8 protein-coding genes are annotated in these 13,281 nt (G+C 59.1%); 6 read left to right on the top strand and 2 right to left on the bottom strand.

The genetic code is table 11. The features are described from left to right. Positions 1 to 92 precede the first annotated feature (92 nt). The gene (locus FAES_RS26880) at positions 93 to 1,580 is read left to right on the top strand and encodes an aminotransferase-like domain-containing protein (protein ID WP_015334361.1); all 1,488 of its coding nucleotides are present in this window, start codon (positions 93 to 95) and stop codon (positions 1,578 to 1,580) included. A gap of 62 nt (positions 1,581 to 1,642) precedes the next feature. On the opposite strand, the gene FAES_RS26885 is transcribed toward FAES_RS26880, so the two are convergent. Continuing rightward, a complete protein-coding gene (locus FAES_RS26885; protein ID WP_015334362.1) occupies positions 1,643 to 2,467 on the bottom strand; it encodes a CHRD domain-containing protein in 825 nt (274 codons plus the stop codon). Positions 2,468 to 2,745: 278 nt separating this feature from the next. Between FAES_RS26885 and FAES_RS26890 the strand changes: the two genes are divergently transcribed. The 3 genes from FAES_RS26890 (at position 2,746) to FAES_RS30855 (ending at position 8,173) form a co-directional block, all read left to right on the top strand. After that, positions 2,746 to 6,234, top strand: a complete 3,489-nt coding sequence (locus FAES_RS26890; RefSeq protein ID WP_015334363.1) for a DUF1553 domain-containing protein — start codon at positions 2,746 to 2,748, stop codon at positions 6,232 to 6,234. A gap of 116 nt (positions 6,235 to 6,350) precedes the next feature. Further along, complete coding sequence (locus tag FAES_RS26895) at positions 6,351 to 7,817, top strand: DUF1501 domain-containing protein (RefSeq protein WP_015334364.1); 1,467 nt, start codon at positions 6,351 to 6,353, stop codon at positions 7,815 to 7,817. Between the two features lie 5 nt (positions 7,818 to 7,822). Further along, positions 7,823 to 8,173: an HNH endonuclease gene (locus tag FAES_RS30855; RefSeq protein WP_083891512.1), complete on the top strand. Its 351-nt coding sequence runs from the start codon at positions 7,823 to 7,825 to the stop codon at positions 8,171 to 8,173. Positions 8,174 to 8,231: 58 nt separating this feature from the next. On the opposite strand, the gene FAES_RS26900 is transcribed toward FAES_RS30855, so the two are convergent. After that, a complete protein-coding gene (locus FAES_RS26900) occupies positions 8,232 to 9,296 on the bottom strand; it encodes a glycoside hydrolase family 53 protein (RefSeq protein WP_229364547.1) in 1,065 nt (354 codons plus the stop codon). Between the two features lie 169 nt (positions 9,297 to 9,465). Between FAES_RS26900 and FAES_RS26905 the strand changes: the two genes are divergently transcribed. Together FAES_RS26905 and FAES_RS26910 are read left to right on the top strand one after the other, a co-directional pair. Then, positions 9,466 to 12,033 carry a M14 family zinc carboxypeptidase gene (locus FAES_RS26905; RefSeq protein ID WP_015334366.1) on the top strand — a complete coding sequence of 856 codons (2,568 nt, stop codon included), beginning with the start codon at positions 9,466 to 9,468 and terminating at the stop codon, positions 12,031 to 12,033. 95 nt (positions 12,034 to 12,128) lie between these two features. After that, a complete protein-coding gene (locus FAES_RS26910; RefSeq protein WP_015334367.1) occupies positions 12,129 to 13,103 on the top strand; it encodes a CPBP family intramembrane glutamic endopeptidase in 975 nt (324 codons plus the stop codon). Positions 13,104 to 13,281 lie beyond the last annotated feature (178 nt).

Below are 13,281 nucleotides of genomic sequence, written 5' to 3' on the forward strand. Positions count from 1 at the left end.
TCAGTCTTTACTGGCCTATCTATATATACCAGTTTTTGAAAAACAGCTAGTCCGGTTTAGTTTTGGTAAAACGCCGCCAACTACCGACAATCATGCTCCCCTTTGCCACCCTGCTTCAGTTAACTACCGCAACCTCAACGCCCCTCTACGTTCAGCTTAGTCAGCAGCTGGGGCAGCTGATTCGGGCAGGTACGTTGGCGGCGGGGCAACGCCTGCCGGGCAGCCGGTTATTGGCCGCCCAACTTGCCATCAATCGCCTGACGGTGGTGGCAGCCTACGACGATTTGCTGGCGCAGGGATGGCTAAGCAGCCGGGGAGGCAGCGGTACGTTTGTCGCCGATCATTTACCAGAACCAGCCCCTCAGTCCATCCATAATCAGGTTGTGAACCCCACGGTGCAGCCCGGTTATACATTCGCCTCGCGCCCGCACTTGAAGGTACCCGTGCGCAACAGCCCGGCCGGCCTGCGCTTCGACGATGGCCTGCCCGACGCCCGGCTGGCCCCGCTCGATGAACTGAGCGGGGCCTATCGATCCTATAGCCGCTGGGGCAACAAACAGGCCCACTTTGGGTACGCCGACACGCACGGACACCCGTTCCTGCGGGAACAGTTGGCACAGCACCTCAACGAAACCCGTGGGCTACAAATCGGACCCGCCAATGTGCTGATCACGCGCGGCACGGTCATGGGTATTCACCTGGTCTGCCAGACCTTGCTCCGGCCCGGCGACGTGCTGGTAACGGGTGGCATCACCTGGACGACGGCGAGTATGAACGCCCAACAAGCCGGTGCGCGCGTACTGACTGTTCCCGTGGATGAGCATGGCCTCGACGTAGACGCGCTGGCTGATCTGTGCGCCCGTCAGCCCGTTCGGATGGTCTACATCACGCCGCACCATCACTACCCCACCACGGTCACACTCCGGGCCGACCGGCGTCTGCGCCTCTTGCAATTGGCCGACCAATATGGCTTTGCGCTCTTCGAAGACGATTACGATTATGATTTTCACTACCTGGGCCGGCCCATCCTGCCCCTCGCCAGCGCCGACCGGCACGGCATGGTCGTTTACGTGGGATCGATGACCAAATCGGTAGCCCCCGCGTTTAGGGTGGGCTATGTGGTGGCCCCATCGGCGCTGATCGACGAACTAGCCCGGTTACGACGCATCATCGACCGGCAGGGCGATCCGGCCCTTGAGTTTGCCATTGGGCAATTGTTTGAAACGGGCGAGATGAAGCGCCATTTTCGCAAAGCCCTCCGAACGTACCTGGGGCGCCGCGACCACATCGCTCAACTACTGAGCAGCGAACTGGCCAACGACCTCTCGTTTACCAAACCCGACGGCGGCCTGGCACTCTGGGCTACGTTTCGGCCCGATGTTGACCTGCCCGCGCTGGCCGAGCAGGCCGCATCGTTGGGGCTTTCGCTCTCGTCGGGCCTGCCGCATGTGCGCCCGGGGCAGCAACCACACAGCATCCGCATGGGCTTTGCGTCATCCACCGAAGCCGAACTGGAACAGGCCGTGGCGATCCTGAAGCGGGTTACAATGGGTCCCAATAATAAAGCCTCCCGTCGGTAGCCGCGCTTCAGCGACCAGCCAGGAGGCTTTGTTAACGACTAGTTGACAGACCAGTTGCCGGGTCAGAATGGTTTAATATCGCCCCGAATTTCGCCAGCAGGATAGATCGGCGTATGCAGGTTGGCGTAATAGAACCCATTCAGCATGCTATCCACCCGCGTGGCGGTGGTGAGCGTGGTTATCCCGATAATGGGCGAACTCAGGGCGGCAAACGGGATTTCAACTGGCCCAACCCCCGTTGGCGAATTGGGCGTGATCCGGTGTAAATGGCCCGCCGATGGCGTGATGCCCGCATACGTAACCGTATAGCTCAGCACCCGGGTTGCGGGGTCCAGCACCCCCGCAAACGTGCCGGTAGCGGCCGAAGGCGTTGGTGTTGGCTTTTCGCTGGCGCCATTCAGCACCGCACTCAACTTCACGGGGCCGTCCACCCGGATATTCCCGCGAATCTCACCCGCCGGGTTGGCTGGCGTGTGCAGGTTGGCGTAGTAGAAACCCCGGATCAGGCTATCCGCCCGGCCCTGCGAGGCCAGTATGGCGGTACCGATGATGGGCGAGCCCAGCGCCGCAAACGGAATCTCGACTGGTCCCGTCAGCGTGGGTGAATTAGGCGTAATTCGGTGCAGGTGGCCCGCTGTCGGGGTTATTCCTGTGTAAGTCAGCGTGTAGCTCAGCACCCGGGTCGACCGGTCGAGAATCCCCACGAACGTACCTGTACCGGGCGAGTTAACCGGGCTGGGACGTTCAGCCGAACCGCTGAGGTTGGCTACCAGCCGTACCTGCGCATCGGCGGGTAAGTCGATCCGGTGATCGCAGGCGACAAGGGCTATGCCTAGGATACTACTAAGCAGAATGTACAGGAAGCGGTAGTGGCGTGAGCGGGTCATTGGCTATTTGTGTTGACGTGGTTGATAAGCCGAAGCCTGATTACACCAATTGATTGATTGGCAACCAGTTACCTATCGCTACGAGAAAGATCCGCAAAAGGTTGCGTACCGTAACCGACGTTTAGTCAATATATCCGCTAACTATGTTTTTTGTGCAGTATAAGGGCAACTCTCTGCGCAAAATAGTCAAGATTGTACACAAGTATATCAGGAACCAGAGATTTTTTTGTCCTATTCCAACGTAATTTTGGCTTCATAACCAACTTACCATTTGGTGTATGCAGCGCTGGTCAACGAAGCGTTTAACGTACCTGAGCCTGCTGGCTTCCGCTTCCGCCTTTGGTAGCGTGATCTGGTCGTCTTGTGGGCAGCACAATAACCTGAGCAAACCGGCCGACGTGGTAGCTGCCGAGGCAGGTCTGCCCGAAAAAGTCGACTACAATCTCCACGTCAAGCCCATTCTGTCGGACCGTTGCTTTGCCTGCCATGGCCCCGACAAAAACAAGCAGCAGGCGGGCCTGCGGCTCGACACGCCCGAAGGCGCTTATGAAGCGCTGGCCAAAAGCGGCAAAACGGCCGTTGTACCGGGCGATCCGGGTGGCAGCGAACTGGCCCACCGTATCCTGAGCGCTGACCCCGACGAGGTAATGCCCACGCCTAAGTCGAACCTGACGCTGAGTGCCGACGAAAAAGCCTTGTTGTTGCGCTGGATTGAACAGGGTGCCGAATACAAACAGCACTGGTCGCTGGTGGCGCCCACGATGCCCGAAGTGCCTAACCCAGCTAACGACCGCTGGTCGCGCAACGACATCGACCGGTTTGTACTGGCAAAATTGGGGGATAAGAAACTGACCCACGCGTCCGAAGCCGACAAGCTGACCCTGCTCCGCCGCGTGAGCCTCGACCTGACGGGCCTGCCCCCCACCCCGGCCGACGTCGACGCCTTTCTGGCCGACAAATCGCCCAACGCCTACGAAAAAGTGGTCGATCGGTTGTTAAAAAGCCCGCACTACGGCGAACGGCAGGCGATGGAATGGCTCGACGTGGCGCGCTACGCCGATACGCACGGCTATCAGGACGACGGCCTGCGCACGGTCTGGCCTTACCGCGACTGGGTGATCCGGTCCTATAACGCCAATCAGCCGTTCGATCAGTTTGTAACCTGGCAACTGGCGGGCGATCTGCTACCCCGTTCGGCCAACATCAACGAGCAGCGCGACAAGTGGCTGGCTACTGCCTTCAACCGTAACCACCAGCAAACGCAGGAAGGGGGCGTCGTCGACGAAGAATACCGCGTGGAATATGTCGCCGACCGGGTCAACACGTTCGGGAAAGCGTTTCTGGGGCTAACCACCGAATGCGCCCGCTGCCACGACCACAAATACGACCCCATTTCGCAGAAGGATTACTTCTCGCTGTACGCCTTTTTCAATACGAACAGCGAACGGGGACAGATTCCCTACAACGGCGAAGCGGCCCCCACGGTTACGCTCCTTAACCAGCAGGAACAGGCCCAGCTCGCTTACATCCGGCAAAAGCTGACGCCGCTCCAGAAGCAGTTGAACCCCAACCAGCCGGTTTATCAGCAACGGTTTGCTGGCTGGCTCGCGCAGGCCGAACGTACCCAGCCGAAACCGAACGAGACCGCGTTGCTAGCGCACTACACCTTCGACGAGGAAAACCGGGGCGACGCGGAGGCGTATGATGAAAAACGAAACGCCGAAAACCGCAAAAAAGACGAGGAACGGCAACGCCTTGAAGCACGGGCTAAAGCCGCCGGGAAAACCTACGTACCCAAGCCGGAGCCTCGCCAGTCCAAAACTCGGGCCTCCGTTGAGCAGGACCCACGCAATGCCTTCCTCAACAGTGTCAACGATACACTGCATGCCCAGTTAGGCGGCGATGTCGACAACCTGCCCCGTTCGGTGCCGGGCCGGTTTGGCAAGGCCCGGTTTCTGCCCGGCGATAGTTACATCGCGCTACCCTACGAAATGGCGGCGTTTGAGCAGAACCAGCCCTTTACCATCAGTTCCTGGTTCAAGCTGAACAAAGTCGGCAGCGGCCTTACGCTGCTGGGGCGCACCACCGGCCCGATGGACGGGCAACGTGGTTACCAGCTTGACCTGTTGGGTGATGGCCGATTGAAGCTCATGCTGAGCCACGTATGGCCCGCCAATGCGCTCGATGTGGAATCGGTGGAAAAAGTACCGGTCGGCCAGTGGTTTCAGGTAGCGTTCACCTACGACGGAATGGGAAAAGCGCGGGGCCTGACGCTTTACCTGAACGGGGAGCCCATGCCCACCCGCACCGTGACGGATCATCTGATTCACAGCATCGTGTGGGGTCGCCACAAGTCGCACTGGGCGCAGCACTCGTTCTACGTGGGCCGGATGCACGATAATTTCTACAAAGATTTTGCCGTCGACGAACTGCGGATCTACAACCGCTGCCTCACGCCCATCGAGCTGCCTCGTTTGGCTGGCAAACCCGACGCGCTGGCCCTGGCCTTGCGCACCCCGTCGGCCAACCGAACCCCTGAGCAGCGCGCCGCCCTCTACACCTATTACGTCCGCACGCAGGACCCCGGTTACCGCGCTACCTTCGACAGCACGATGGTTTACCGGGCCAAGCACTTCATGACGCTAACGGATGCGAATCAGGTCATGGTGATGCGCGAAATGAGTCAGCCGCGCCGCACGTTCCTGCTGCAACGGGGAGCCTACGACGCCCCCGGCGAAGAAGTGACCGCCGCGACCCCGCACTTCCTGCCCGCTCTGCCCGGCAACGTACCCAAAAACCGTCTTGGACTGGCCCAATGGCTGCTTGGTGCCGAGAATCCGCTCTTCAGCCGGGTGATGGTCAACCGGGTGTGGCAGCAATACTTCGGGCAGGGGCTGGCCAAAAACGTCGACGACTTCGGGAATCAAGGCGCGCTCCCCTCCCACCCCGAACTGCTCGATTACCTGGCCGTGCGTTTCCGGCTTGGCGACGGGGCGGCCGTCAAACCCTGGGACCTGAAAGCCCTACACCGCCTCATAGTAACGTCGGCGACCTACCGGCAAAACTCATCCGTATCGGCGGCGTCCCGCGAAGCTGATTTCGACAATACGTACCTGAGTCGTGGGCCCAGCTACCGGCTGTCGGCCGAGCAGGTTCGCGACAACGCGCTGGCGGCGAGTGGCCTGCTCACGCGCCGCATTGGCGGGCCGAGCGTGCGACCTTACCAACCGGCGGGCATCTGGGAGGCGCTCTCGACCCGCAACGCGGTCAACTACGTGCAGAGCAAGGGCGACAGCCTCTACCGGCGCAGCATGTACACGATCTGGAAGCGGTCGTCGCCCCCACCGATGATGCTCAATTTCGATGCGTCGGAGCGGCACATCTGTATTGTGAAACGGCAAAAAACCAGCACCCCGTTGCAGGCCCTCGTGACCCTCAACGACCCGCAGTTTGTGGAAGCCGCCCGTGTGCTGGCGCAGAAAGCAGGAAGCACGGCACAGAGGTCCGGGGCCACGGGACCGGCGATCATCGACCAGTTTTTCAAAGCCATCATCAGCCGCCCGGCGCGACCAAAAGAGCTGACGCTGATGCAGCAACTCTACGCCGACGAACTGGCCGATTTCCAGAAAAACCCGAAACGCGCCGCCGAATTATTGTCGGTAGGCGATTATCCGGTCGATAAAACGTTGCCACCCGCCCAACTCGCCGCCTGGACCGTAGTAGCGAGTACTTTACTCAATTTCGACGAAGCGATTATTAAACGATAAGGAAGTCAGTAGCCTTCGGCGTCATGTATAGTCACTGGGTGGTCATTTATCGCAACTAGAACGACGAATGACCATACATGACGCCGAAGGCTGATGACGACAGATGACATTACTTCATGGACATTCAGGACGAAGTATTCGATAACATCCACGACACCTTAAGTCGCCGGACGTTTCTGGGGCAGACCGGCGCAGGGCTGGGTACGTTGGCGCTGGCGTCGCTGCTCAATCCGGGGCAGTTGTTTGCCGGCAGTACGGCTCCTGGTGATGGCCCCGCGCTGGGTAAACCGCATTTCCCGCCCAAAGTAAAGCGGGTGATCTACCTGTTTCAGAGCGGCGCGCCTTCCCAACTCGATCTGTTCGATTACAAGCCAAAGCTCGAAAGCATGTGGGGGCAGGATCTGCCCGCGTCGGTCCGGAATGGGCAACGACTGACGGGCATGAGCGCCGGGCAGAACAAATTTCCGCTGGCGGCTTCAGCGTTCAAGTTTGCGCAGCACGGACCGGGGCGCATGTGGGTGAGCGAGTTACTGCCTAACATTGCCGGCATTGCCGGCGACGCCACGTTTATCCGGACCATGAACACCGACGCTATCAACCACGACCCCGCCATTACGTTTATCCAGACGGGTAGTCAGCAGGGCGGGCGGCCGAGTTTCGGGTCGTGGGTCAGCTACGGGCTGGGCAGCGACAACCAGAATCTGCCGTCGTTTGTGGTGTTGCTCTCCAAAGCCCGTAACGGCGATCAGCCGCTCTACGCCAAGCTGTGGAGCAACGGATTCCTGCCGTCGGTGCATCAGGGCGTGGTGTTCCGGTCGGGGCCCGATCCGGTGTTTTACCTCAACAATCCGCCGGGTATCGACCGTACGAGCCGCCGCCGCATGCTCGACTACCTCACCAAACTCCACGCCGAGCAGAGCCACCACGTGCTGGACCCGGAGATCAACAGCCGGATGCAGCAGTACGAAATGGCCTACCGCATGCAGGCGTCGGTACCCGAAACGCTCGACATCGCGCATGAGCCCAACTACATTTTCGATATGTATGGCCCCGACAGCCGCAAGCCGGGTACGTTTGCCGCCAACTGCCTGCTGGCGCGAAAGCTGATCGAGAAAGACGTGAAGTTTGTGCAGCTCTACCACCAGGGCTGGGATCAGCACGGCAACCTGCCGAATGATATTCAGGTGATGACCAAAAGCGTCGATCAGGCGTCGGCGGCATTAGTGAAAGACCTCAAGCAGCGCGGCCTCCTCGACGACACGCTCGTGATCTGGGGCGGCGAATTCGGCCGGACCAACTACTCGCAGGGCAAGCTGAGCAAAGCAAACTACGGCCGCGATCACCACCCGCGTTGCTACACGATCTGGATGGCTGGGGCGGGCGTAAAGAAAGGACTCGTGTACGGCGAGACCGACGAATTTGGCTACAACGTGGCCAAAGATCCCGTCCACATCCACGACTTTCAGGCGACCATCATGCACCTGATGGGCGTCGACCACGAGAAACTGACGTTCAAACACCAGGGTCGCCGCTACCGCCTCACCGACGTGCACGGCAAAGTAGTAAAGCCGCTGCTGGCGTAGTATCGATGACTTGTAAAAAATGTGGCACTGATAATTGGGGCACTTGGATTTCATCATCTACGTCGAAACTCCATGTGTATTGCAAAACATGCCGAAGAGACAGGGCTAATGCTTATTCGCAACGAAGAGCCAAAGCTCCTGGTACACACACTACCAGTCAATGGCTTGCTAAGTTAAAAGAACATGACAAATGCCCCGCCTGTAATCGGCTATGGAAATCTATCCCCCATAGGCCTGACAAGCGCTATCGTTACGTTTGGACCAAAGATCATATTGTTCCGCTAAGCAGAGGAGGTACAGACAGCATCGAAAATATTCAACCACTATGCTATCAGTGCAATTTTGGTAAGCGGTGAGAGCATTTCGATCTTTAGACCATCCTGTTTCGGCAGCCTTGACATTCGCCAGCGCCCACTACTCCACCCGGAACGCGGCGAGGGCTTTGGTCGGTTTACCGTCGTTGCCCCAGGCGCTGAGGCCGTATTTACTCCAGCTTCGGGCGCCCTGCGGTTCCCAGTATAGCACGCCCAGCCCTTTGCGGTTAGGCACAGCCTTTACTTTTTGCTGCACGGCCACCAGCATGTCGTAGGTGTTCTGCACCTCGGTGTCTTCCCCGCCGACTTCTACCACCATCACCTCTTTGTTGTACCGCGTCGCCAGATCGGTCAGGTTATCGCCCAGATCGTTGATCGACAGCGTGTAATCGGGACTGCCATCGAGCCAGTAGGGGTAATACGACAGCCCAATCACGTCGTAGCGCGCCTTGTGCACGGTGGCGCTATCGAACCAGGCCCGGAACCTGGGCCGGTTGTTGCCCTGATCAACGTGCAGGATCACCTTCGACTGCGGGCTTACGGCCTTGATGGCGTCGTAGCCTTTGTTGATCAGTTGCGCCAGTTGGTTCCAGTGGGCCGTGCTGCCTTCGGGCAGGAGCATGCCGCCGGGGGTTTCGTTACCCACCTGCACCCACTCCGGCGTGATGCCTTTGGCCTTCAGGGCCGTCATCACGTCGCGGGTGTAGTCATACACGTCGGTGAGCAGCATAGGAAAGTCGTGCGTTTGCCAGGCGGCGGGCTTGATCTGCTTCGAAGGATCGGCCCAACTGTCGCTGTAGTGGAAATCGATCATCACGCGCATGCCTGCTTGTTGCGCCCGCACGGCCATCGCCACCGTTTCGTCGCGGCTGCAGTGCCCGCTCTGCGGGTCGTTGGATGGATTCACCCAGGTACGTAGCCGGATGCTGTTCATGCCGTGATCTTTCAGTATCTGGAAGCAGTCCTGCGATACGCCCTGCTCGTTGTAAAATGTATAGCCGGTCGCCTCCATCTGCGGCAACCAGCTGATATCGGCGCCTTTAGCGAAGGCCGGTTGGGTCGTTGTGTTGGTTCGGTTGGGGGCAAGCGTCCGTTTGGCACAGCCTACGCCCAGCACCGTCAGCAGCCCGGCCATCGCCAGCAGCCGACCGTTGAGAAGTTGCATACAGTTCATCATACAAAGAACGGTCTGAATGGGCCGTGCTGTATGGCGCATCCGCTCGAAAAGTAACGTCTGGATTGTCCTTTGGGCCTTTTCGTGCAGTAAATCAACCCGGTAAGGCTTGTATAGTGTGGGGGCTTCCCCATCTTCGTGGTGCATTTACCGACACACTATGACCAACCGCTACATCAACCTGATTCTCTGTCTGTTCACGTCCCTGATCGCCTCGGCGCAGGTTGCCGACAGCTACTACCTCCCCCAGACCGTTCAGTACAACGCCGCCATCCCCACACCCCGCCAACACCTGGGGTATCAGGTGGGCGAATGGCATGTTTCGCACGACCAGATCGTGGGCTACATGAAAAAGCTCGACGAGGTATCTGACCGGATCACCCTCGTGGAATACGGACGTACCTACGAAAGCCGCCCGCTACTGCTGCTCACGATCACGTCGCCCCAGAACCAGCAACAGATCGACCGGCTTAAAGCTGAACACGTTCAGTTGGCCGACCCCGCCCGCTCGACGGGCCTCGATGTGAGCAAAATGCCCGCCGTAGTCTGGATGGGCTACACCGTCCACGGCAACGAACCCAGCGGCAACAATTCGGCCCTGCTGGCGGCGTACTACCTGGCGGCGGCACAGGGGCCCGCCATCGACTCACTGCTCAACGAAAGCATCATCCTGCTCGACCCGTGCATCAATCCCGATGGGGCCAACCGCTTCGCCAACTGGGTCAACGCGCACAAGAGCCAGAACCTGGTCAGCGATCCGGCGAGCCGGGAGTTCAACGAGGTGTGGCCCAACGGACGGACAAACCACTACTGGTTCGACCTCAACCGCGATTACCTCTACCAGCAGCACCCCGAAAGCCAGAGCCGAATGGTGAAGTTTCACGAGTGGAAACCGAACCTGCTCACCGACCACCACGAGATGGGCACCAACAGCACGTTTTTCTTTCAGCCGGGCGTACCCAGCCGCACCCACCCGCTGACGCCCCGCCGCAACGTGGAGCTGACCAACCGATTCGGGCAGTTTCAGGCCGAAGGCATGCAGCGGATTGGCTCGTTGTTCTACACGCAGGAAAACTTCGACGACTTCTACTATGGCAAAGGCTCGACGTACCCCGACGTGCACGGCTGCGTCGGGATTCTGTTTGAGCAGGCGAGTTCGCGGGGGCACGCGCAGGAAGGCAGCAACGGGCTGCTCACCTTCCCGTTCACCATCCGCAATCAGTTTACGGCCATGCTCTCGACACTCCGGGCGGCGCGGGCCATGCGCGTCGACCTGCTCAATTTCCAGCGCGATCACTACCGCGAAGCTAACGCCGACGACGTGCGGGCCTATGTGTTTGGCAACAGCAACGACCGGGTACGTACCTGGGAAATGGTGAACATTCTGCGGCGGAATCAGGTAGCCGTGTATGAACTGAACCGCGACGAAACCCTCGACGGACGTACCTACACGCGCGGTAATGCGTACCTCGTGCCGCTGGCCCAGCCGCAACACCGCCTCATCCGCAGCATGTTCGAAAAGCGCACGACCTTCCAGGACAGCCTCTTCTACGACATCTCGGCCTGGTCGATGCCCCATTGTTTCAACGTACCGTATTCGGAAGCCCGGACTGCGCTGACGCCCGGTGCTAAAGTCGAGGCCAACCCCTTCCCGAAAGGGCGGGTTATTAGCGGACCCGTCGGTACCGATTACGCCTACCTCTTCGCGTGGGACAGCTATTTCGCGCCCCGCGCCGCCAGCGAACTGATGCGCAAAGGGTACCGGCTCAAAAGCGCATCGCAGCCATTCAGTGCGCAGGTTTACAGTCAGTCGCAGCCGATGCGGTTTGATTACGGAACGGTGCAGATTCTGGCCAATGGGCAAGACCCCGTTCAGCTTCGCAACCTGCTGGCAACGCTGGCCGAACGGGATGGCGTCGATTTTTACGCCGTCTCGTCGGGGATGACGCCCGACGGCATTGATCTGGGCAGCGACAATTTCAAAAATATGCGGCAACCTCGACCGTTGCTGGTGGTGGGTTCGGGCGTGAGCAACCTCGACGCGGGCGAAGTGTGGCACCTACTCGACACCCGCGTCAACGTTCCCTTATCGACCGTCGATATGGCGCAGATGAGCCGCGTCAACCTCGACCGCTACAATGTGCTGGTGCTTGTGAGCGGCGACTACAACGGCCTGCCGACGGAGAAAATCAGGCAGTGGGTGCAAAACGGCGGTACGCTGGTGGCCATGACCGACGCCGTGCGCTGGGCGAGCGAAAAAGGCCTGTCGACCGCCCGGCTCAAGCGCATCCCGACCGATACGACCGGCACCCGCGCTTATGCCGATTACGAACGATACAGCGGCTCACGCGTGATTGGCGGGGCCATTTTCCAGACCCGTGCTGACCTCACGCACCCGCTGCTCTATGGCTACAAAACCAATTTGCTCTCGGTGTTCAAAGACAATACCGTGTTTCTGGAAAAAAGCCGCGACCCCTTCGCCACGCCACTCTATTACACGCCAACGCCACTGGTGAGTGGGTACGTGGCGTCGGCCAACGAACGGCTTTTCCGCGACACGCCCGCCATTGTCGTGAACACGCTGGGCAGCGGGCGAGTCATCGCCATGGCCGACAACCCGAATTTCCGGGCCTTCTGGTACGGCACCAACAAGCTCTTTCTGAATGCCCTCTTTTTCGGTAATCAGATTGGCGCGTTTGCCCGTGGCAGTTCTGACGAAAACGATTAAGGCGTTTCAGGTTTACCGTCTAAGGTTTGATGTTTACAGCAGGCCCTTAGACGGTAAACCTGAAACGTCAAACCTGTTAAGCACCAAACTGCCTCTTGCGCGAATTACTCCACGATATCCGAACGTACCTGCGGGCCGACTTTAAGCCTGGCCTGTATGCCATTACGGCGGCCTGGGTTGCCCTGCTTATCAGCATCAATTACGCCATTGGGCTGGAGAATACCATCATCGATGCGCAGCCGTTCAGCCCCTGGCGGCCAGTATGGTACCTGGCGCTCTACGCCACGGCCTATTACGGTGCGTTCTGGTTATGGAGCCGCTTTCACCACCGCTCCGATATCTGGCGCGACCGGCGTTTCTGGCGGCACACGCTGGTGGCGTTGGTCGTTTACAGCTATGCCGTTGGCTCCAGTGTTTACGCCGATCTGGCCCGGCGCGTCGAGGATATGCGGCTTTATCCGTATGTGTACCGCGTGCTGGGTAACCTGCACTCCATCCTGACGATCCTGCTGCCGCTGGTTCTGTATTACTACCTGATCGACAAACCTCAGAATGGCTTTTACGGCCTGCAACCAAAGCGCAAAGGCCTGTTGGTCTACCTGACGCTCCTGCTGCTGATGGTACCTATCATTGCCTTAGCCGCTACCCAACCCGATTTTTTGCAGGCCTATCCCACCTACCGCAACACGGGGGCGCACCTGGCGCTGAACGTACCGGAGTGGCTCACCATCCTTGGCTACGAATTGGCCTATGGCTGGGATTTCGTGCCGACCGAACTGCTCTTTCGGGGCTTTCTGGTCATCGGTCTCAGTCGGCTACTGAACCCCGCGCTGACCAACGCGGCGACTCAGCCAACAGGCCTCACCACGCCGGGGCCAGTTTTGCCCATGATTGTCTGGTATGCCAGTATTCACTTCGGGCGACCGTTGGGCGAAACCCTTTCGTCACTCGTCGGCGGCTACATCCTGGGCGTGCTGGCCCTGTCGACACGTAGTATCTGGGGCGGTCTGTTTATTCATATCGGCATCGCCTGGCTGATGGAAGCCGCCGCCTTTCTGGCCAGCCGGTAGCGTTTATGGTTGTTGAGGACGCCCATTGTTTACTCAACAAAAACTTTAATAAGGAGTAGCAAACTGATTTAATCCACAATCACTTAGGTTATCCACACTGTTTTCTGTCGAAATTGTGGATAACTCGGTAACCCAAGTCCATTTACCGACATGTTGTGCGCTTGAGTTACCGAGTTCG

It is taken from the genome of Fibrella aestuarina BUZ 2, from assembly GCF_000331105.1.
In the GTDB taxonomy this organism is placed as follows: Bacteria; Bacteroidota; Bacteroidia; order Cytophagales; family Spirosomataceae; genus Fibrella; species Fibrella aestuarina.